This window comes from Streptomyces sp. NPDC088794 (assembly GCF_044750545.1).
Lineage (GTDB): Bacteria > Actinomycetota > Actinomycetes > Streptomycetales > Streptomycetaceae > Streptomyces.
In genome coordinates this window covers 246,003-266,846 of sequence record NZ_JBIVKB010000010.1, presented here as the reverse complement: position 1 = coordinate 266,846, position 20,844 = coordinate 246,003, and the positions used below count along the sequence as shown (strand labels likewise).

General features: G+C 70.5%; 21 protein-coding genes. 12 read left to right on the top strand and 9 right to left on the bottom strand.

Annotation, left to right across the window (positions count from 1 at the left end; translation table 11 throughout):
* The first annotated feature begins 1 nt into the window (after nt 1).
* The 3 genes from ACIP6U_RS27415 to ACIP6U_RS27405 are packed head-to-tail and all read left to right on the top strand — an operon-like array spanning nt 2 to nt 2,884.
* Complete coding sequence (locus tag ACIP6U_RS27415) at nt 2-883, top strand: FAD:protein FMN transferase (protein ID WP_401722897.1); 882 nt, start codon at nt 2-4, stop codon at nt 881-883.
* Nucleotides 880-2,319, top strand: coding sequence for a ferric reductase-like transmembrane domain-containing protein (locus tag ACIP6U_RS27410; protein WP_401722894.1), 1,440 nt, complete (start codon nt 880-882; stop codon nt 2,317-2,319). The genes ACIP6U_RS27415 and ACIP6U_RS27410 overlap by 4 nt, the downstream gene beginning before the upstream one ends.
* A gap of 31 nt (nt 2,320-2,350) precedes the next feature.
* On the top strand, nt 2,351-2,884 hold the full coding sequence (locus ACIP6U_RS27405; RefSeq protein WP_401722892.1) for an FMN-binding protein: 534 nt from the start codon (nt 2,351-2,353) through the stop codon (nt 2,882-2,884).
* Here ACIP6U_RS27405 and ACIP6U_RS27400 read toward each other — a convergent pair.
* The 3 genes from ACIP6U_RS27400 to ACIP6U_RS27390 are packed head-to-tail and all read right to left on the bottom strand — an operon-like array spanning nt 2,881 to nt 5,111.
* Nucleotides 2,881-3,651 carry a VOC family protein gene (locus ACIP6U_RS27400; RefSeq protein ID WP_401722889.1) on the bottom strand — a complete coding sequence of 257 codons (771 nt, stop codon included), beginning with the start codon at nt 3,649-3,651 and terminating at the stop codon, nt 2,881-2,883. The genes ACIP6U_RS27405 and ACIP6U_RS27400 overlap by 4 nt on opposite strands.
* A gap of 47 nt (nt 3,652-3,698) precedes the next feature.
* Nucleotides 3,699-4,670: an aldo/keto reductase gene (locus ACIP6U_RS27395; RefSeq protein WP_401722886.1), complete on the bottom strand. Its 972-nt coding sequence runs from the start codon at nt 4,668-4,670 to the stop codon at nt 3,699-3,701.
* A gap of 33 nt (nt 4,671-4,703) precedes the next feature.
* Nucleotides 4,704-5,111 (bottom strand): cupin domain-containing protein, encoded by a 408-nt coding sequence (locus ACIP6U_RS27390; protein WP_401722883.1) that lies wholly within the window; start codon nt 5,109-5,111, stop codon nt 4,704-4,706.
* A 177-nt stretch (nt 5,112-5,288) separates the two neighbouring features.
* Here ACIP6U_RS27390 and ACIP6U_RS27385 point away from each other — a divergent pair, with 177 nt between their 5' ends.
* Entirely contained in the window at nt 5,289-6,203 is a 915-nt protein-coding gene (locus ACIP6U_RS27385) for a helix-turn-helix transcriptional regulator (protein WP_401722880.1), read from the top strand.
* Between the two features lie 176 nt (nt 6,204-6,379).
* Here ACIP6U_RS27385 and ACIP6U_RS27380 read toward each other — a convergent pair whose 3' ends face one another.
* The 4 genes from ACIP6U_RS27380 to ACIP6U_RS27365 form a co-directional block, all read right to left on the bottom strand.
* Nucleotides 6,380-7,303, bottom strand: a complete 924-nt coding sequence (locus ACIP6U_RS27380; RefSeq protein WP_401722877.1) for an endo-beta-N-acetylglucosaminidase H — start codon at nt 7,301-7,303, stop codon at nt 6,380-6,382.
* A 122-nt stretch (nt 7,304-7,425) separates the two neighbouring features.
* Nucleotides 7,426-8,616, bottom strand: coding sequence for a spermidine/putrescine ABC transporter substrate-binding protein (locus ACIP6U_RS27375; RefSeq protein ID WP_401722874.1), 1,191 nt, complete (start codon nt 8,614-8,616; stop codon nt 7,426-7,428).
* 91 nt (nt 8,617-8,707) lie between these two features.
* Nucleotides 8,708-10,096 carry a sensor histidine kinase gene (locus tag ACIP6U_RS27370; RefSeq protein ID WP_401722871.1) on the bottom strand — a complete coding sequence of 463 codons (1,389 nt, stop codon included), beginning with the start codon at nt 10,094-10,096 and terminating at the stop codon, nt 8,708-8,710.
* Nucleotides 10,093-10,749 (bottom strand): response regulator transcription factor, encoded by a 657-nt coding sequence (locus tag ACIP6U_RS27365; protein WP_401722869.1) that lies wholly within the window; start codon nt 10,747-10,749, stop codon nt 10,093-10,095. Before ACIP6U_RS27365 ends, ACIP6U_RS27370 begins: the two co-directional genes overlap by 4 nt.
* A 121-nt stretch (nt 10,750-10,870) precedes the next feature.
* On the opposite strand from ACIP6U_RS27365, the gene ACIP6U_RS27360 reads away from it, so the two are divergent.
* The gene (locus ACIP6U_RS27360) at nt 10,871-11,422 is read left to right on the top strand and encodes a hypothetical protein (protein ID WP_401722868.1); all 552 of its coding nucleotides are present in this window, start codon (nt 10,871-10,873) and stop codon (nt 11,420-11,422) included.
* 120 nt (nt 11,423-11,542) lie between these two features.
* On the opposite strand, the gene ACIP6U_RS27355 is transcribed toward ACIP6U_RS27360, so the two are convergent.
* A complete protein-coding gene (locus ACIP6U_RS27355; protein ID WP_401722865.1) occupies nt 11,543-12,982 on the bottom strand; it encodes a gamma-aminobutyraldehyde dehydrogenase in 1,440 nt (479 codons plus the stop codon).
* Between the two features lie 169 nt (nt 12,983-13,151).
* Between ACIP6U_RS27355 and ACIP6U_RS27350 the strand changes: the two genes are divergently transcribed.
* The 7 genes from ACIP6U_RS27350 to ACIP6U_RS27320 all read left to right on the top strand — a co-directional run bounded on the left by ACIP6U_RS27350 (nt 13,152) and on the right by ACIP6U_RS27320 (nt 19,904).
* Entirely contained in the window at nt 13,152-13,670 is a 519-nt protein-coding gene (locus tag ACIP6U_RS27350) for an Lrp/AsnC family transcriptional regulator (RefSeq protein WP_401722862.1), read from the top strand.
* Nucleotides 13,655-15,037, top strand: a complete 1,383-nt coding sequence (locus tag ACIP6U_RS27345) for an aspartate aminotransferase family protein (RefSeq protein WP_401722859.1) — start codon at nt 13,655-13,657, stop codon at nt 15,035-15,037. Before ACIP6U_RS27350 ends, ACIP6U_RS27345 begins: the two co-directional genes overlap by 16 nt.
* Nucleotides 15,038-15,237: 200 nt before the next feature.
* On the top strand, nt 15,238-15,978 hold the full coding sequence (locus ACIP6U_RS27340; RefSeq protein ID WP_401722857.1) for an ABC transporter ATP-binding protein: 741 nt from the start codon (nt 15,238-15,240) through the stop codon (nt 15,976-15,978).
* Nucleotides 15,960-17,378 (top strand): hypothetical protein, encoded by a 1,419-nt coding sequence (locus ACIP6U_RS27335; RefSeq protein ID WP_401722855.1) that lies wholly within the window; start codon nt 15,960-15,962, stop codon nt 17,376-17,378. The genes ACIP6U_RS27340 and ACIP6U_RS27335 overlap by 19 nt, the downstream gene beginning before the upstream one ends.
* 109 nt (nt 17,379-17,487) lie before the next feature.
* Nucleotides 17,488-17,895: a VOC family protein gene (locus tag ACIP6U_RS27330; protein WP_401722853.1), complete on the top strand. Its 408-nt coding sequence runs from the start codon at nt 17,488-17,490 to the stop codon at nt 17,893-17,895.
* A gap of 25 nt (nt 17,896-17,920) precedes the next feature.
* A complete protein-coding gene (locus ACIP6U_RS27325) occupies nt 17,921-19,042 on the top strand; it encodes an LOG family protein (RefSeq protein WP_401722851.1) in 1,122 nt (373 codons plus the stop codon).
* A 160-nt stretch (nt 19,043-19,202) separates the two neighbouring features.
* Nucleotides 19,203-19,904, top strand: coding sequence for an LAETG motif-containing sortase-dependent surface protein (locus ACIP6U_RS27320; protein WP_401722849.1), 702 nt, complete (start codon nt 19,203-19,205; stop codon nt 19,902-19,904).
* Nucleotides 19,905-20,019: 115 nt separating this feature from the next.
* Here ACIP6U_RS27320 and ACIP6U_RS27315 read toward each other — a convergent pair whose 3' ends face one another.
* A complete protein-coding gene (locus tag ACIP6U_RS27315; RefSeq protein ID WP_401722847.1) occupies nt 20,020-20,817 on the bottom strand; it encodes a maleylpyruvate isomerase family mycothiol-dependent enzyme in 798 nt (265 codons plus the stop codon).
* Between the last annotated feature and the right edge of the window lie 27 nt (nt 20,818-20,844).

Sequence of the window (20,844 nt, the reverse complement as noted above, 5' to 3'; positions counted from 1 at the left end):
AGTGAGCAGAGTTGACAGCCATGCCGCCTTTGCGACCGACCTGCCTGCTCGGTACGTCCACGTGGAACACGTCATGGGCACCGTGGTCTCCCTCGACCTGCGCGACTGCGACCCGAAGGAGGCCGCCGCCGGCGTCGCCAGTGTGGTGCGCTGGCTGCACGAGGTCGACGCCCTGTTCAGCACGTACAAGCCGGACAGCGCCGTTTCCCGTATCGACCGCGGGGAGTTGCCGCCGGAGAACGCGGGCGCCGAGGTGACCTGGGTGCTCAACAGGTGCGCGGAGCTTCGCCGTGCCACGGACGGGTACTTCGACGCGTGGGCGGCAGGCAGGCTGGACCCGTCCGCGCTGGTGAAGGGCTGGTCGGTGCAGCGGGCGGCGGACGCGTTGGTGGCCCGGGGCCTGACGGACTTCTGCCTGACGGCCGGTGGCGATGTCGTGAGCCGGGGAAGCCGGGGAGTCCGGGGCGGCCGAGGCGGCGAGGGCGGTCGCGGAAGTCGGGACAGCGAGGGCGCCCAAAAGATTCGCCAGGACGGTCTGCCCTGGCGGATCGGCATCCAACACCCCACGGACCGCGGCGCGTTGGCGGCCGTGGTGCACGCAGGCGACCTCGCGGTGGCGACCTCGGGGGCGTACGAACGCGGCGAGCACATCATCGACCCCCACACGGCCGCCGCCCCCACCGGGCTGCTGTCCGTCACCGTCTGCGGTCCCGACCTGGGCACCGCGGACGCGTACGCGACAGCGGCCTTCGCCATGGGGCGCCGGGCCGCCGACTGGACGCTGGCCCTCGACGGATACGAGGCGATGACGGTCACGGACGACGAACGCGTCCATCTCACCCCGGGCTTCCCCCTGGCCGACCCCGTGGAGGAGTCACGATGACCGCACCCCACCTCTCCCGGCAGCCCCCGCCGAAGCCGCCCGTCCGCCCGCGCAACTGGCCCCCGCCGTCCGTCCCTCCGTCGTCGCGGCGCGCCGTACGGGTGCCCCGCAGGTTCCCGGCCCGCCGCCGCCCGCTCGTCGTCGACGCCCTGGCCGCTGCCGCGGGTCTCGGCCTGGGCATCTCCCTGGCCCTGGGCATCGGTTCCCAGACCGTCAGCGCGTTGCAGGCGCCGGGCGGCGTCGCCACCGCGCTCGGCCGCGTCACCGGGATGCTGAGCGGTTACGCCATGGTCGTCATCGTCCTGCTCTCGGCCCGCATCCCGCCCCTCGAACGCGCCCTGGGCCAGGACCGGTTGATCCTCTGGCACCGCCGACTCGCCCCCTGGGGCCTGTACTTGCTCCTGGCCCACGCGGTACTGATCACCGTCGGATACGCACGCGCCGCGAAGACAGGTCTCCTCGCGGAGATCGGCCAACTCCTGTGGAGCTACGCCGGAATCCTGTCGGCCACCGTCGGCAGCGTCCTGCTGCTGGTCGCCGGGGTCACCTCCTACCGGCGGGCGCGACGCCGGATGAGGTACGAGACCTGGTGGGCCGTCCACCTCTACACCTACCTGGGCCTGGGCCTCTCCTTCATCCACCAGATCGACACGGGCGCCCCGTTCGTGGGGCACCCCCTGGCCACGGCCTGGTGGACGTCGCTGTGGGTCGGTGCCCTGGTCGTCGTACTCACCTTCCGGATCGGTCTCCCCCTGTACCGGTCCGTCCGGCACGACCTGCGCGTGGCCCAGATCGCGCCGGTGGGACCCCGCACCTGGTCGATCGTCCTCAGCGGGCGGCACCTGGAGAAACTGCCCACGGCCGGCGGCCAGTTCATGATGTGGCGGTTCCTGCGCCGGGAGTTGTGGTGGCAGGCCCATCCCTACTCCCTCTCGGCCACGCCCCAGGCAGGTCATCTCCGCATCACCGTCAAGGAGTTGGGCGACCACAGCACGGCCCTGTCCTGTCTGACCCCCGGCACCAGGGTGGCGTTCGAGGGCCCGTACGGCGTCTTCACCGCCGACGCACAGCGGTCCCGGAACGTCCTGCTCGTCGGCGCCGGTGTGGGCACGACCCCGATCCGCGCCCTCCTCGACGACCTGCCCCGGGACACCCACGTGGTCGTCCTGCTGCGCGGCAGGCACCGCGAGGACATCGCCCACCTCGACGAGTTCGAGCGCCTGCTGGCCAAACGCCGGGGCCTGTTGCACACCCTCACCGGCCCACGGGGCACGCTCCGCCTGGACGCGCCCTCCCTGCACGCCCTGGTCCCCGACATCGCCGGCCGGGACGTCTTCGTCTGCGGCCCCGACGAGTTCACCCGCCGGATCGTCACCGCGGCCCGGGACGCCGGGGTGCCGGCCGCCCATATCCACCACGAGGACTTCGCGTTCTGACCTCGCGTTCCCGACACCCCTGGAGAACCCCATGCGACGAGCCCCGATCGTCCTGGTCACGACCGTCATCGGCACCACCGGCGTGCTGATGTTCAAGCCCCACGAGATCACCCCGACCATCGCGTCGTCGTCCTCCTCGTCCTCGTCCTCCTCGTCGTCGAGCCAGGACGCGACCGTCTCGAAGAGCGGCTCCACCACGACCGCCACCGGCGCCGCGATCAGCACGCAGTTCGGCAACACCCAGGTCCAGGTGACCATCAAGGCCGGCAGGATCACCGACGTGAAGACGCTCCAACTCCCCGCCAACGAACCGCAGTCCGTCCAGATCAGCAACGGAGCCGTACCGACCCTGCGGGAGAGCGCCCTGTCCAAGCAGAGCGCCGCGATCGACTCGGTCAGCGGCGCGACCATCACCAGCCAGAGCTACGCCGCGTCCCTCCAATCGGCCCTGGACAAGGCGGGCTTCAAGGCGGAAGACGGTTCGACGGCGCCGACCACGGCCCCGACGGAATCGGAGGAGCGCGGACACGGAGGCGGCTTCGGGGACCACGGGGCCTTCGGCTAGGCCACCGGGTGCCCGTCTCCCGCTTCTCCTACGGGGGCGAGAACGCAGAACTCATGCCCCTCCGGGTCGGACAGACAGGTCCAGGGAACGTCACCCTGGCCGAGGTCGAGGTCGGTCGCGCCGAGGGCTCGCAGCCGGTCGACCTCGGCCGCCTGGTCGTCACCGGGATACGGCAGCAGATCGAGATGGACGCGATCGGGCACGGTCTTCCCACCGGGCACGCGGAGGAGCTCAAGATACAGTCCACCGCCGCGGGCCGACCGCAACACCGCGTGCTCGTCGGTCACTTCACGCAGAGTCCAGTCCAACGCCTCGCCCCAGAACCGGCCCACGACCCGCGGATCCGCACAGTCGACCACCACCGCGGCGATCGGCCCGGTGTCCCGGTACTCCTCCCGAGGCTCCAGCACGCAGAACTCGTTGCCCTCGGGGTCGGCGAGTACCGTCCACGGCACAGCGCCCTGCCCCACGTCGACGGGCGTCGCACCGAGAGCCGTCAGCCGCGCGACCAACTCCGCCTGATGAGCGAGGGAGTCGGTGGCGAGATCGAGGTGCGTACGGTTCTTCGTCGCCGACTTGCGCTCCGGGACGGGAACGACGTCGACCCCGACGACGACCGGGTCCGGCCAGACGAGACCGCCGCCGGGTCCGACGTATGTGGTCACACCGGGGCTGTAGGCACTCCACCCGAGCGCCTCCGCCCAGAACCGACCGACCGCCGCACTGTCGACGGCCTTGATGTTCACCTGAACAGGTCGCAGTGGCATGCCGGCGATCCTATGCGCCGGCCCACGGTGGGGGCCGTCGACCGGCATCAGTACCAGGAGGGCCCGGCGTTGGTGTACGGCTCCTCCAGCGCCGCCGCCTCCTCGTCCGAGAGGTGGAGGGCGAGCGCGGCCACGGCCTGCTGGAGGTGATGGGGCTCGGTGGCACCGACGATGGGCGCCGACACCAGCGGGTTGCGCAGCACCCAGGCCAGCGCGATCTGGGCCATGGGGACGCCGCGGGCTTCGGCGAGGCGCCGCACGGCGTCGATGACCGGCTCGTCGTACACGCTGTCGAAGGCCTGCACGACGTGGTCGGTGGCGGAGCGGGTGCTCTGCGCACCGACGGGACGGGCGAGACGGCCCTTGCCGTTCGGGGAGTAGGGCACGAGCCCCACGCCCATGTCGCCGCACATGGCCATGAGTTCGGGCTCGTCCTGGCGGCGCAGGAGGTTGTACTGGTTCTGCATGGACACGAAGCGGGTCCAGCCGCCGAGTTCGGCCGCGTGCTGGAGCTTGGCGAACTGCCAGGCGTACATCGACGAGGCGCCGAGGTAGCGGACCTTGCCGGCCCTGACGATGTCGTGCAGCGCCTCCATCGTCTCCTCGACCGGGACTTCGTCGTCGAAGCGGTGGATCTGGTAGAGGTCGATGTAGTCCGTGCCGAGCCGGGTCAGCGAGGCGTCGACCTGTTCCAGGATCGCCTTGCGGGAGAGGCCTTCGCCGCCCGGACCCGCGTGCATCGGACCGCGCACCTTGGTGGCCAGGACGATGTCCTCGCGCCGGGAGTATTCGCGGATCGCCCGGCCGACGAACTCCTCGGAGGTGCCCGCCTGGTAGACGTTGGCGGTGTCCCAGAAGGTGATGCCGAGCTCGACGGCCTGGCGGAAGAACGGCGCGGCCTTCTCCTCGGTCAACGCCCAGGGGTGCGCACGGGGAACGGTCGGATCGCCGTAACTCATGCAGCCGAGAGCGAGCCGGCTCACCTTCAGACCGGTGGTGCCGAGACGGGTGTACTCCATGGTGACGCTCCTTCGCATCGGGTCCGGGCGTGGTCAGCGGGGTGCACGTGTGCCGGTGCGCGGGCCCCCGTACTCCGCGTCGGTGACGTGCTCCAGCCACTCGACCTCGTCGCCCTCCCACAGCGCGATGTGCTCCATGAACCGGTCCGGACTCGCGCCGTGCCAGTGCTCCTCGCCGGGCGGGCAGCCGATGGTGTCGCCCGGGTGGGCCTCGATGATCACGCCGTCCCGGGTGCCGACCAGGGCGACTCCGGACACGACGTGCAGGGTCTGGCCCAGACCGTGGCTGTGCCAGGCGGTACGGGCGCCGGGGGCGAAGCGGACCAGGTTGACCCGTACCCGGGAGGGCTCCTCGCCCCGTTGGATCACGTCCGCCCAGACGTCGCCGGTGAACAGGTGGGGCGGCAGCTTCACGGTCGCGGACTTCTTGAGGATCTCCATGGTGGTGCGTACTCCTTGCGTCGGCCGTCTCAGAGCGGCCGGAACGGGGGGATCGTCCTGCGTCACCACCGATGAAACCGCAGGTCACGCGCATGGAGAAGGACTCGTTGATACGTGTACTGCCAGTACACCCTTCGCACGGAGACACCACCCGACAGCCGACGTAGCCTCGAAACCATGGACAACCGGAGCGAGGTACGCGAGTTCCTGACCAGCCGTCGCGCCAGGATCACGCCCCAGCAGGCGGGGCTGCCCGCCCACAGCGGCAACCGGCGGGTGAAGGGGCTGCGCAGGGAAGAGGTCGCGCTGCTCGCCGGCGTCAGCGCCGAGTACTACGCCCGTCTGGAGCGCGGCAACCTCTCCGGCGTCTCGGAGACCGTCATCGACTCCCTCGCCCGCGCCCTCCAGCTCGACGAGGCCGAGCGCGCCCACCTCGACGACCTCGCGCGTACGGCGAACACCACCCGTCGGCCGGCGCGCCGACGGGCCCCGCAGCCGATCCGGCCCAGCCTCCAGCACCTGCTCGACGCGATGACCGAGGCCCCGGCCTTCATCCGCAACGGCCGCCTGGACATCCTGGCCACCAACCGGCTGGGCCGCGCCCTGTACGACCCGGTCTTCGCCGACCCGGCCCGGCCGGTGAACCTCGCCCGCTACGAGTTCCTCAACCCGGGCGCCGCCGACTTCCTGCCCCAGCTGGAACGCCAGGCGGCCGGAGCGGTGGCGCTGCTGCGCACCGAGGCGGGCCGCGACCCGTACAACCGGGACCTGACCGATCTGGTCGGTGAACTCTCCACCCGCAGCGAGAAGTTCCGCGCACTGTGGGCCGCCCACGACGTACGACTGCACCAGACCGGAGTCAAGTACTTCCACCACCCCGCGGTCGGTGAACTCGCCCTCCCCTTCGAGGCGATGCCCATCCCCACCGAGCCCGGCCTCACCCTCACCGCCCTCAGCGCCGAACCCGGCACCCCGTCCCACGACAGCCTCAAACTGCTGGCCAGTTGGGCCGCCACCCTCGACCAGGATGATCAGGACGACAAGGACGACGAGCCGAACACCGCGGCCGCCGACGGCGGACAGAGCGGATAGAGCGGACAGCCGCCTACTAGTCGTCCTGTTCGTCGAGGGCCCGGCGCGCCGCGTCGGTCTCCGGCTGGCGGCCGCGTCTCCGACATCGTTGTCGAAAACGCGGCCTGCCCGGGGCGTGGACCTACGGGATGCGGAACGCCCCGATGGGGCACCGGACGCCGGGGAGCACAGTCGGCCTACGGCGTGTAGCGGGCGTCACTGCCGTACAACTCCCTGGTGAACGCGGAGACATCGGCGGTGCGATTGGCGCCGTCGAGGTTGTAGGTCAGAAAGACGCCGTAGCCCTCACTGACCGTGCGTCGGGCGAGGCTGGCGGCGGTGCTCTGCGAGGTCCCGCCGATCTGGACGGCCGCCGGCGAGAGCTTCGACTTGGGCAGTGCGATGCCGGGAACCTGCCAGGAGCCGTAGTACGGGTTCCAGGCGTAGTCGAACTTGGACGAGATGTCGACGCCGCCGTAGGACAGGCGCGACGCGGACGGTCCGATGTTGTAGAGGCTGATGATCTTGCCGGGCATGTTGGCGCGCAGTGCCGACACCAGGTACACGAACGAGCTGGCGTTGGGCTGGCCGGTGCCGTTGTTGCCGTAGTCGGCGTACTCGTCGTCGAAGTCGATGCCGTCGAGGCCGTACTTGGTCACGGTGTCCGACAGCTGCTTCGCGAACGTCGAAGCCGTCTGCTGCGACGGGAAGTTGGCGAAGCCCGAGCCCTCGTGGTTGCCGAGCACCGAGAGGACGACCTTGATGCCCTTCTGCTGCAACGGCCGTATCTGCGTGGCGGCGTTGTCGAGGACGCGCTGCACATTCGGGTTGAAGTACAGGGTCCCCGCCTTCGTGCTTGCGTTGTAGTTGATGTTCGCCGCGAAGATCACGGCGATGTCGAAGACGTTGGCGCCGCCGTTGGAGAGGGTGTACTTGCCGACGTTCAGCATGCTGTTGTTGTTCACCTCGATGTACGCCACCGAGGTCGGTCCTTGTTTGGCGAGAACGGCAGCGGGTGCCGCTGCCGCGCCGGTCGTGGCGGTCGCGCCGAAGGCGAGGGCCATGACGGCCGAGAGCGCGAGGGCGGCGGTCCGTACTCTGCTCCGCACCGGAGTGAACATCGTTGATCGGTCTCCCATCGCTTGGAGCGGCGCCCGACCTGTCTACGGGCGCCGGGAAAGCTCCCCGGAACTTTCAGTGCCCATGACAGAAACCCCAGAACCATGCGGGACCGCTCGCGCCCTCACAACCCCACGATCCGGTTCCACTCCTTCGCGAAGTCCACCCGTTCCTTCGAGGTGATGTCCCGCGCGATGGCCAGGTGCTTGCGCATCGTGGCGTCCGGGAAGATCAGGGGGTTCTCGGCGAGGGCGGCGGTGTCCTTGTCCTTGGAAGAGGCCAGGACGTCCTGGGCGGCCGGGACGGGACAGACGTAGTTCACCCAGGCGGCCAGTTCGGCGGCGACCTTCGGCTCGTAGTAGTAGTCGATCAGCCGCTCGGCGTTGGTCTTGTGGCGGGCCAGGTCGGGGATCATCAGGGAGTCCGACCACAGCTCGGCGCCCTCCTCGGGGACGACGAAGCGGATGTCGGGGTTGTCGGCCTGCAGCTGGATCACGTCGCCCGAGTACGCCTGGCAGGCCAGTACGTCGCCGCTGACCAGGTCCTTGGTGTAGTCGTTGCCGGTGAAGCGCCGGATCTGGCCGTTCTTGACGTACTTCTCGACCTCGTCGCAGACGGCGTAGAAGTCGTCGGCCGTCCACTTGGTGACGTCGACGCCGTTGCCCTGCATGAGCAGCGCGAACGCCTCGTCGAGGCCGGAGAGCAGGGTCACCCGCCCCTTGAGGTCGCTCGCCCAGAGGTCCTTCACGTGCCGGATCTCGCGGCCCACCCTGCGGCGGTCGTACGCGATGCCGGTGATGCCGGACTGCCACGGCACCGTGTACTTGCGGCCCGGGTCGAAGGCGGGCGAGCGCAGCAGGGGGTCGAGGTACTCGGCCACGTTGGGCTGGCGGGCCCGGTCCATCTCCTGGACCCAGCCCAGCCGCACGAACCGCGCGCACATCCAGTCGCTGATGACGATCAGGTCCCGGCAGGTCTGCTGGTGGTTCATGAGGGCGGGGCTGATCTTGCCGAAGAACTCGTCGTTGTCGTTGATCTCCTCGATGTAGTCGACGGAGATCCCGGTGCGCTTCTCGAAGGCGTCCAGCGTGGGCCGCTTGGTCGAGTCGTCGTCATCGGTGTCGATGTACAGCGGCCAGTTCGACCAGGTCAGCCGGTGGTCCGAGGCGGAGAGATCGGTCCCGGCCCGCTCCCCGGGACTCACGTACGCGGCAGGCACCCCGCAGCCGGCCAGACCGCCCAGCACCGCGGCCCCGCCGAGCGCGCGCAGCAGGGTCCGACGGGAGGGCGGGGAAGTCTTCGGTGAGAGCGCCATGACCGAAGGATGCAGCCCCTGCCTGTGCCCGGACAATCGACGCAGCGTCGAGCGGCACCGCGCAGGTCCGACACCTTGTCGATACGACAGGTCAAGCCCGCGGCAAGGCCGGGCCCACCGGCGCGACCCCAGCCGCCCCCACCTCCGCCCCCGTTCCCATCCCCGCCCCCGTTCCCGTTCCCGTTCCCGTTCCCCAGCACGGCAGACTGACCTCCACCGTCAGCCCGCCCCGAGGCCGGGTCCGAGCCCATACGCGTCCCCCGTGCGCCGCGACGACGGCGGCGACGATCGACAGACCGAGCCCCACCCCGTCCCGCTCTCGCCCCCTCCCCCGCGAACCCTCCGCACCCTGCGACATCGCGGACCCCTGCGCACCCCGTGAGCGAGCCCAGGCCTGCGGAGCGACACGCTCCGGCCCCACCCGCCGGAACGGCTCGAACAGCCCCGCCGCCTGGTCCGCCGGAATCACCGGCCCGCTGTTCTCGATCCGCAGCCCGGGCCGGCCCTGCGCGTCCACCCCCGTCCACACGCTCACCCAACCCTCCTCCCCCGCCGGGAGGTTGTGCCGCACGGCGTTCTCGGTGAGGTTGACCACCAGCCGCTCGATCAGCTGCGGGTCCCCGAGCACGGGCGCCGGCTCCAGCCGGGCCTCGACCCGACAACCGCCCACCACCGGCAGCCGTTCCCGCACGATGGCCGTCAGATCCACCAACTCCCGCCGCTCAAGCCCCCGTTGACTACGCGCCAGCGTCAACAGCGCGTCGATCAGCCGCTCCTGCTCCTGCCCCACCGCCCGCACCCGCCGCAGCGCGCCCCGCAACTCCTCCTCGGACGCATCCGGATCGGCCAAGGTCACGTCCACGACGGCCTGTTGGAGCGTGAGCGGAGTACGCAGCTCGTGCGAGGCATTGGCGACGAACTGCCGCTGCGCCTCGAACGCCCCCGCCAACCGGGCCAGTACGTCATCGAAGGTGTCCGCCATCGCCTTCAACTCGTCGTCCGGCCCCGCCACGGCCAGCCGTTCGTGCAGATTGTCGGCCGAGATCCGCCGGGCGGTCGCGGTCATCGTCCGCAACGGTGCCAGCACCCGTCCGGCCATCACCCACCCCAGGGCGACGGAGGCCAGCGCCATCGCGGCGAGGGCGAGGGCCGCGTAGACGAGCAGGTCGTGCAACTGGTCCTGGCGGACGACCTCGGCGAAGGCGTTGATGGTGGCCGGGGCGGTGGGTGCGGCGCCCCGGCCCGGCAGACCGGGCCCCTCGACCGACGAGACGGTCCTGTGGACCCCCACGTTGTTCGCGGCGAGGAAGTAGACGAAGCCCAGCAGCAGCGCGCCCGCCGCCACGAACAGGGCGCTGTAGAGCAGGGTCAGCCGCCACCGGATGCTGCGCGGGCGCCACGCGGGCACCTTGGTGAGGCCGTTCCACGCGGACACCCTCGTCAGGCCGTTCCACCCGGGCACCTTCACAAGGCCGTTCACCGGATCCGGTACCCGGCCCGGTCCACCGTCTCGATCAACGGCGGCTCCCCCAGCTTCCGGCGCAGTCTGCTCACCGTCACCTTCACGGTCTGGCTGAAGGGATCCGCCGCCTCGTCCCACCCCCGCTCCAGCAACTCCTCCGTGGACACCACCGCCCCCTGCGCCCCGAGGAGCAGTTCGAGCACGGCGAACTCCTTCGGACTGAGCGGGAGTTGGCCCCCGGCACGGCTGGCCTCCCGCCGCGCCGGGTCCAGCCGGAGCTCGCCCCGGACCAGCACCGGCGGCAACGCGGGCTGCGCACGACGCGCCAACGCCCGTATCCGCGCGACGAGTTCGGAGAAGGCGAACGGCTTGGAGAGATAGTCGTCGGCGCCGAGGCCAAGGCCCGCGACCCGGTCGGCCACCGTCCCGGACGCGGTGAGCATCAGCACCCGGGCCCGGCTGCCGCCCCCGGCCAGCCGCCGGCACACCTGATCGCCGTGCAGACCGGGCAGATCACGGTCGAGCACGACGACGTCGTACCCGTTGATCTCGGCACGCTCCAGGGCGGTCGGTCCGTCGAAGGCGAGGTCGACCGCCATGCCCTCGCGGCGCAGCCCCGCGGCCACCGTCTCGGCTAGCTCTTCGTGGTCCTCGACCAGCAGCACACGCATGGCCGTCAGTGTGGCGGGCGGGGGGTTACACACGGATAAGGGAGGCCGTTCCGCTGCTGTAACCGCCCGGGGAGTTGCCTGAGTTCCGCAAGCGACAACGCCTGATCACAGGAGGAACCACATGCGCGCTCTGGCGACCCGATCGCAGAGCCTAGCCCTCGGCATCGTCGTGCTGACGGCCGCCGCACTAGGTACGGTCGGCGCAACGGCCGCCCAGGCGTCCGGCACATCGACGGCCAAGGCCCCGGGCGTGCGCGTAAGCAAGGAGAAGGGCAACGGTGAACGGCCCACCGAACCGCCCCGAGGCGCCCGCCTCGCGGTGAAGTACGACCCCACAGCCGACGCCCCGGACGACGTCAACGCCGCCAACGACGACTTCGCCGCCTGCATGAAGGAGCAGGGCCAGTCGGTCTTCCCGGACTTCGAGGCGTCCAAGGGCAAGGACGGAGGCATCCTGCTGAAGGTGGGGATCACGAGCCGGGACTTCGACCCGACGTCCAAGAGCTACCGCAAGGCGCTCAAGGCCTGCGGCCCGATCCTGGCGAAGGCCGGCCTCACCTTCCCGGACCCGGCCGACCTGCCGTCCCCGCCGACCCCGGGCAAGCCCGGCACGTCGGGCAAGTCGAATGACGGACTCCCGTCGCTGACCGAGAGCGGCTTCAGGACCGCCTGACCGTCACAGCCATCACGACCATCACAGCCATCACAGCCATCACGGAGGGGGAACGGCGCGGCCCCGGACGGGAGTTCACCGTCCGGGGCCGCGCCTCGCACCCGTACAACCGCCGGAGGCCTACGCGTCGAGCGACGTCATCACGTGCTTGATCCGCGTGTAGTCCTCGAACCCGTACCCCGACAGGTCCTTGCCGTAGCCGGACTTCTTGAACCCGCCGTGCGGCATCTCCGCGACCAGCGGAATGTGCGTGTTGATCCACACGCACCCGAAGTCCAGTCGCTTGGACATCCGCATGGCCCGCCCGTGGTCCTTCGTCCACACCGAGGAGGCGAGCGCGTAGTCGACGCCGTTGGCCCACTCCACCGCCTGGTCCTCGTCCGTGAAGGACTGGACGGTGATGACCGGTCCGAAGACCTCGTTCTGGATGATCTCGTCGTCCTGCTTCAGGCCGGAGACGACGGTCGGCGCGTAGAAGTAGCCGACGTCACCGACCCGGTGACCGCCCGCCTCCACCTTCGCGTGCGCGGGCAGCCGCTCGATGAACCCGGAGACCTGCTTGAGCTGGTTGGGGTTGTTGAGCGGGCCGAACAGCACGTCCTCGTCGTCCGGCTGCCCGGTCTTCGTCTCGGCCGCGGCCTTGGCCAGCGCCGCCACGAACTCCTCGTGGATGCCCTCCTGTACGAGCACCCGCGTGGCCGCCGTGCAGTCCTGGCCGGCGTTGAAGAAGCCCGCCACGGAGATGTCCTCGACGGCCTTGGCGATGTCGGTGTCCTCGAAGACGACGACCGGCGCCTTGCCGCCCAGTTCCAGGTGGACCCGCTTGACGTCCTTGGCCGCGGACTCGGCGACCGAGATGCCGGCCCGCACGGACCCGGTGATGGAGGCCATCGCCGGCGTGGGGTGCTCGACCATCAGGCGGCCGGTGTCGCGGTCGCCGGTGACGACGTTGAAGACGCCCTTGGGCACGATCGAGCCGATGATCTCCGCGATCAGGACCGTCGACGCCGGGGTCGTGTCCGACGGCTTCAGCACGACGGTGTTGCCCGCCGCGAGCGCCGGCGCGAACTTCCACACGGCCATCATCATCGGGTAGTTCCAGGGCGCGACCTGCGCGCAGACGCCGACCGGCTCGCGGCGGATGATCGACGTCATCCCGTCCATGTACTCGCCGGCCGAGCGCCCCTCCAGCATCCGGGCCGCGCCCGCGAAGAAGCGGATCTGGTCGACCATCGGCGGGATCTCCTCGGACCGCGTGAGGCCGATCGGCTTGCCGGTGTTCTCCACCTCGGCCGCGATCAGTTCCTCGGCGCGCTCCTCGAAGGCGTCCGCGATCTTCAGCAGGGCCCGCTGCCGCTCGGCCGGGGTGGCGTCGCGCCAGGCGGGGAAGGCGGCGGCAGCGGCGGCCATCGCCGCGTCCACGTCCGCCGGTCCGGACAGCGGCGCGGTCGCGTACGCCTCGCCCGTCGCGGGGTTGACCACCTCGGTGGTCCGTCCGTCGGCGGCGTCCTTGAACTCACCGTCGATGTAATTGCGCAGACGACGCAGCTCCGTGCTCACTGCCGGCCTCCTGTCAGGGTCGAACCGTCCATTGACTGAGACACCCACCCTAATCCGCCGCCCCACGTTTTCAACACCCCTGGTCCGCGCATTACTGCGAAATCCGTAGGTCTCCGTCACGTAAACAACGAATTTCATCGGTCCGCCCTTGCGGAACCGCTGAGGCCTCGTGCACAGTGAGGGCGTGGCCAGTCGAAGCGCAGAGCACAGGGACTCCCGCGAGTCCAGGAACGGCAGCAGCCCGCACCTGGACGCCGTCTCCCTCGCCATCATCGAGCAGCTCCAGGAGGACGGCCGGCGGCCGTACGCCGCGATCGGCAAGGCCGTCGGCCTGTCCGAGGCGGCGGTGCGCCAGCGCGTCCAGAAGCTGCTCGACCAGGGCGTGATGCAGATCGTCGCCGTCACGGACCCGCTCACCGTGGGCTTCCGCCGGCAGGCGATGGTGGGCGTCAACGTGGCGGGCGACGTCGAGTCCATAGCGGAAGCGCTGACCGACATGCCGGAGGTCGAGTACGTGGTGATGACCGCGGGCTCGTTCGACATCCTCGCCGAGATCGTCTGCGAGGACGACGACCACCTGCTGGACGTCATCAACAAACGCATCCGGTCACTGCCCGGCGTGCGCTCCACCGAAAGCTTCGTCTATCTGAAGCTGAAGAAGCAGACCTACATGTGGGGAACCCGATAACCGTGAGCCAGAAGGACCTCAGCAAGACCGCGTACGACCACCTGTGGATGCACTTCACCCGCATGTCCTCGTACGAGAACGCCCCGGTGCCGACGATCGTCCGCGGCGAGGGCACCTACATCTACGACGACAAGGGCAAGCGCTACCTCGACGGTCTCGCGGGCCTGTTCGTGGTCCAGGCCGGCCACGGCCGCGCCGAGCTGGCCGAGACCGCGGCCAAGCAGGCGCAGGAGCTCGCGTTCTTCCCCATCTGGTCGTACGCCCACCCGAAGGCGATCGAGCTGGCGGAGCGCCTGGCCCACCACGCGCCCGGCGACCTGAACAAGGTCTTCTTCACCACCGGTGGCGGCGAGGCCGTGGAGACCGCCTGGAAGCTGGCGAAGCAGTACTTCAAGCTCCAGGGCAAGCCGACCAAGTACAAGGTCATCTCCCGCGCGGTCGCCTACCACGGCACTCCTCAGGGCGCCCTGTCCATCACCGGACTCCCGGCCCTGAAGGCCCCGTTCGAGCCGCTGGTCCCGGGCGCGCACAAGGTACCGAACACCAACATCTACCGCGCCCCGCTCTTCGGCGACGACCCCGAGGCCTTCGGCCGCTGGGCCGCCGACCAGATCGAGCAGCAGATCCTGTTCGAGGGCCCGGAGACGGTCGCCGCGGTCTTCCTGGAGCCGGTGCAGAACGCGGGTGGCTGCTTCCCGCCGCCGCCCGGCTACTTCCAGCGGGTGCGCGAGATCTGCGACCAGTACGACGTGCTGCTGGTGTCGGACGAGGTCATCTGCGCCTTCGGCCGCCTCGGCACGATGTTCGCCTGCGACAAGTTCGACTACGTACCGGACATGATCACCTGCGCCAAGGGCATGACCTCGGGCTACTCCCCGATCGGCGCCTGCATCATCTCCGACCGCCTGGCCGAGCCGTTCTACAAGGGCGACAACACCTTCCTGCACGGCTACACCTTCGGCGGCCACCCGGTCTCCGCGGCGGTCGGCCTCGCCAACCTCGACATCTTCGAGCGCGAGGGCCTCAACCAGCACGTGCTCGACAACGAGGCCAACTTCCTGCAGACCCTGCAGAAGCTGCACGACCTCCCGATCGTCGGCGACGTCCGCGGCAACGGCTTCTTCTACGGCATCGAGCTGGTCAAGGACAAGGCCACCAAGGAGACCTTCACGGACGAGGAGTCGGAGCGCGTGCTCTACGGCTTCGTCTCCAAGAAGCTCTTCGAGTACGGCCTCTACTGCCGCGCCGACGACCGCGGTGACCCGGTCATCCAGCTGTCGCCGCCGCTGATCTCCGACCAGTCGACCTTCGACGAGATCGAGGGAATCGTCCGCCAGGTCCTGACGGAGGCGTGGACGAAGCTCTAGCCTCCGGCGATTCAGCCGTTCAGCCGTTAATACGGCCCGGGGTGCGCCCATGCGAGTGAGATGGGCGCACCCCGGGCCGTGTGCTGTCCGGGGTCGTACCCCCGGCTCCCTAGCGTGCCTGGTAACCGATCGGCCCTCTTCTCGTTCCCCCGCACGGGGGATTGGCACGGGAAATACGGATCTGAACGAGGTGTACGCGGATGGTGGCCCCGCCGGACAACGACGTGCTCTGGGCACGCGCCCTGCACTTCCAGCACAAGGACGGCTCGCCCGCGCTCAGCGGTGTCTCGCTCGGCGTCCAGCAGGGCGAGATCCTCGCCGTCAGCGGCCCCCGGGGCAGCGGCAAGACGACACTGCTGCGCTGTCTGTCGGGGCTGGTGCCCGCCCAGCGCGGCGAGGTGTGGTTCAACAGCGTGCCGGTGCACACCATGGGCCCGATGACCCGCGAACGGCTGCGCCGCGACCGCTTCGGCTGGATCGACCCGGCGCCCCTGCTGGTGCCCGAACTGAACGTGTGGGAGAACGCCGCCCTCCCCCTGATGCTGCGCGGCACCAGCCGCCGGCGCGCCAAGGTCGCCGCCTTGGAGTGGCTGGAGCGCCTCGACATCGGCGACCGGGCCCGCAAGCGCCCGCACGAGCTCCGCCAGTCGGAACGCCAGCGCGTGGCCATCGCCCGCGCGCTCGCCCCGGCGCCCACGGTCCTGTTCGCGGACGAGCCGACGGCCCCGCTGCACCGCGCCGACCGCGCCCAGGTCCTGCGCACCCTCACCACGGCGGCCCGCTCGCACGGCATCACGGTCGTCCTGGCGACCCACGACGCGGACACGGCGGCCCTGGCGGACCGCACGGTCACGCTGCTGGACGGACGGCGCGTGAACACCGTCCACCTGCCCCCGGTCACCGAGTCGGAAGGCCGGCCCGAGTGCTCGCTCTCCGTCTGAGCCGCGGCGCCCACCCGGCCGTACAACTGCGCCGTCTGCTGGTCGCGGTGGCCTCGGCGGGCACCGGGTTCCTGCTCCTGTGCACCCTCGGCTACGCGATGAGCCACCCGGACAACGCCGGTGGCTCGCTGCTGCGCCTGGCCTGGTGTCTGACCCCGCTCGCGGCCACCGTCCACTTCGCCGTCGCGGTGGCCCGCACGGACCCCGGCACCCGGCCGCGCCCCGGTCTCGCGGCGATCGGCCTGGGCCCGGCCCGCCTGATGGCCGTATCGGCCCTCACCACGGCCCTGTCCTGCGTCCTCGGCTCGATGCTCGCCCTCCTCTTCTTCCTCCACCTCCGCGGCGACCTCACGGGCATGCCGTTCGACGGCGCGGCCTCCCAATTCCTCGCGGCGGACAGCCCGTTGCCCCTCCCGGCGGCCCTGACCCTGCTGTCCCTGGTCCCGGCGATCGCGTCGGCGACGGTGGCACTGGTCCTCCGCCCCCGAGACCTCCACCGACCCCAACCCCGCGCCCTGGGCCGGGCATACGGCCGCTTCGGGGCGTACACCCGCCCGAACGACCGAGAAACCTTCGGCGCCTACGGCCGCTTCGGCGCCCGTCTTCGGCGCACAGAGCCTGACCCCACTCCAACCGAGCCTGCGGGCAGTCGTGCCGCTGGGGCGGCGCCCGTCCCACAGAGAGGCGGCCCCCCGCAAGCGCGGGCGAGCGAACCCACCCCCACAGCGTCATCGGACAGCACCACAGAAACGCCGGACACCCCAACGCCCTCCCAACCCACCACCCCACCGCGCAGCGCAACCGCCGGCCTCCCCTGGGGCATCGCCATCCTCGCAGCCGGCCTGGCAGTAGAGGCATACGCGAGCCGCACCACCCCCACCCCCCGCCTCGCCCTCCCCGGCGGAGTCACCACCGGCACCCCCGCCATCCTCACCGGCTTCGCGCTCGCCGCCCTCGGCCTCGCCCTCGCCGCCCCCGGCCTCACCCACCTCTGCGGACGCCTCCTCCAGTCCGCCCGCCCCGGCGCCCTGCGCCTGCTCGCCGGCCGCGTCCTCATGGAGGAGTCCACCCGCATCGGCCGCCCCCTCGGCATCGTCTGCGCCGTGGCCGCCGGCGCGTACGCCATGACCGCGCTCTACGACACCGGCGGCCCCGACTTCGGCCCCCTGACCACCCTCGGCACCCTCCTGGTCACCGGCTGCACCGTGGCCACCCTGCTGACCGCGGCCGTCGAGGCGAAGCACGCCCGCGCCGAGACCACCGCCGCGCTCGTCCGTCTCGGCGCCCCGGCCACGATGCTGCGCAGCGCCGCCGCGATCCGGGCCGGCGCCCTGCTGGCACTGTTCGTCCCGCTGACTCTGGTCGTGGCCGAACTGGCGGCCCTGCCGCTGACCCGCTGATCCGCTGACTCACCGACCCGTCAAAAAAATCTTCGGGCACCGATGAGTTGTGCGCCGACCCCCGGTCTACCCCACCGAACGACACACACTCGACGGGAGCCTTCCAGCCATGTACCAGCAGATGATCTTCGTGAACCTGCCCGTGAACGACCTCGACGCGTCGAAGAAGTTCTACACGGAGCTCGGCTACACGCTCAACGCGCAGTTCAGCGATGAGAAGGCGGCCTCCGTCGTGATCAGCGACACCATCTTCGCGATGCTGCTCACCAAGCCGTTCTACGCCACCTTCACCGACAAGGAGATCGTGGACGCGACGAAGGCCAGCCAGGTGCTGCTGTGTTTGAGCGCCGAGAGCCGCGAGAAGGTCGACGAACTGGTGGACAAGGCGGTCGCGGCGGGCGGCACCGCCAACGACGACGTCCAGGACCAGGGCTTCATGTACGGCCGTTCCTTCAACGACCTCGACGGCCACGGCTGGGAGGTCATGTGGATGGATCCGGCGGTGGTCGAGGGCTGACCCCCGAGGTCCCTAGCATGGGCCCGTGCAGACGAGCCCGGCCCATGCGGCCCCCCACGACGAACGCGAGATCGAGACGGTCGAGGACTTCGACGCGACCGTCTCGGCCCGCGGCACCCTCGCCGGACACCGCGTCCAGGCCGTCGATCTGACGGACCGTACGCGGGAGTTGCTCGCCACCGACACCGCCGGCGCCGTCTTCCTCGGCTGCCCGATGCGCGAGGAGGCCGCGGCGAAGGTCCGTGCCGACGGCGCCATGGTCTTCCCGCCGGTCCCGAACCTGCCGTTCAACCCCTACCGCGGCCATCTCTACACGCCCGACGAGTTGTTCGCCTCGCTCGACAAGGGCTACGAGCAGACCCCGGACGCCCTCGCCTACACCTGGTTCCAGCGGACCAAGGCCGACGGCGACATATACGCGTCGATGCTGCGCGCCGTCCACGACGACTCGGTCTCCGACGCCCTCGACGAACTCCTGCGCGGCGCGCGGGTGGTGGGCGTGATGGGCGGCCACGCGATGGCGCGCGGGACGGACGCGTACGCCGGTGCCGCGCGCCTCGGGCGCGAACTGAGCCGCGCGGGCCTCACCGTGGCGACCGGCGGCGGCCCCGGCGCGATGGAGGCGGCGAACCTGGGCGCGTACGTGGCGCCCTACGAGGACGCCGTGCTGGACGAGGCGTGCGAACTGCTGGCCGCCTCCCCGTCGTTCAGCCCCTCGATCACCGACTGGGCCCGGCGCGCCTTCGAGGTCCGCGCCCGCTGGCCCAAGGGCAACCACTCGATCGGCATCCCGACGTGGTTCTACGGCCACGAGCCGCCGAACCCCTTCGCCTCGCACATCGCCAAGTACTTCGCCAACGCCACCCGCGAGGACGGCCTGCTGGCCCGCTCCAACGCGGGCGTGGTCTTCCTGCCGGGCGCCGCCGGGACCGTACAGGAGATCTTCGACAACGCGACGCCCAACTACTACGAGTCACGCGGCGAACCGACGCCCATGGTGCTGGTCGATCGCGCGCACTGGACGGAGCGGCTGCCGGCGTGGCCCCTCTTGCGGGCGCTCGCCCGGGAACGGTCGATGGAGTCCCGTATCGCCCTCGTTGACCGGATCGAGGAGGCTCCGGAGGCCTTGAAACGTCTCGGAGGTTAATAAGACGGCAAAGCCAACGCTCCAAGTGTGCATATGCATTGACACTCCTTATGGAACGCTTATAGACCTGTGAGCCTCCTGGGGAACGTGAAGCCTCAACACAACTTCGCCTCGCTTCCCCTTCAAGCCCCCCGCAGTTGCTCATCCGTGAAGGGCAAACGTGTCCATATCTCGCCGCACCGCACGCCGTTCAGCGCGCGTCCTGGGCGTTGCCGCCGCCACCACCGCTCTCGCGCTGGGAGTCGCCGGTAACGCGCTCGCCTGCAACATCAACGAGTTCTCCGCCGAAGCCAAGTGCGACGGCAACAAGGGCGTCATCACCGTCACCGACAAGGACGCCTCCGGTACCCCCGCGACCATCACCGTGTTCCTCGAGAGCAACGGCGCCGACTCCAAGCAGGTCGGGGAGCAGGACGTCGTCGGTTCCCGTGAAGGTGTCACCATCACCTTCAACGAGGACTGGTCGCCGAACGCGGAGTACCGCATCCACGTCACGGCCGGGAAGGACAAGGAACACCCGATCGTCGACAAGGACATCGCGGACAACCTGAAGACCCCGTCCGCCGGTTGCTCGAAGGACGAGACGACTCCGCCGGCCACCACGCCGCCGCCGTCGGAGGAGACCACTCCCCCGGCCGAGGAGTCCGAGAGCCCGACCCCGTCGCCGTCGGAGAGCACCACCGCTCCGGCCGACACCCCGAGCAACGCGCCGTCCCCCGCGGTCGGTGACTCCAACCTGGCCGAGACCGGTGCCAACTCCAACACCCCGATGATCGCCGGTGTCGCCGGTGCCCTCGTCGTCGTCGGTGGCGGAGCCGTCTTCTTCGGCATGCGCCGTCGTGGAGCCAACAGCGGTCGCTGACGCCTCCCGTAGGTCACGCGTGTGGCCCGTCCCCGGAACACCGAGGGGGCGGGCCACAGGCATGTCACCGTGCCCGCGGCATGTCCCGATGCCAGGCCAGGAGCGGGCCGCGGCCTCAGAACGTCGCCCGCTCCAGCCAGAACTCCAGCAGCTCGCGCTCGCCGAGCACCTCCAACTCCGGGCTGTCCAGCGGCAGCCGGCGGTAGAAGCCGAGCAGCACGGAGGTGAGCGGCCCGCGCAGGGCCACGGTCGCGCGCTCGTGGCCGCGGCGCCAGGTGACCCCGTCCTCGGTGAGCTCGACGAGCCACTCGGCGTCGAGTCCGGGACCGGTGTCGGTGGCGTGCAGATGGATGCTGCGGCGGCCGGGTCCGCGCAACTCCTCGGCCGCCGGGTGCGGTCGCGTCCGCTGGATGTACGTCACGATCTCCAGCCACTCGTCGAGCGCGTCCGCGGCCACCTCCGGCGCGACCTCGTAGGGCAGTCCGGCGGCGAGCGTGGCGTCGGCGCGGTGGACGGTGATCTCGTGCGTCATACGACGGGCCCAGAAGCCCGCGTCGTGCACTCCGGCCCACCCCCAGACCTTCGTGTCCGGCCCGGCCTCCCGCAGCGTCTCCACGACCGCCTCAGCGGTCTCGGCGAGCCACGCGTCCAGCGCGGCGGCGTCACCCCGAGCCTCGGGGCCGCCGATCCCGGGCACCTGTTCGCCGGGTACGGCCTCCTGGGCCCGCGTGCGCACCAGGTACTCCGTCCAGCGCAGGGCTACGCCCGTATGCCGTACGAGCTGTTCCAGCGACCAGTCCGGGCAGGTCGGTACGGTCGCGGAGAGGTCGGCGCCGGACGTCACCACGGCTCTCAACTCGGCGGCCTGGTGGGCGATCTCGGCGCAGTAGCGGTCATGTGCGAGCAGCGTCATGCCCGCACCCTACGGAGACGCCGACCG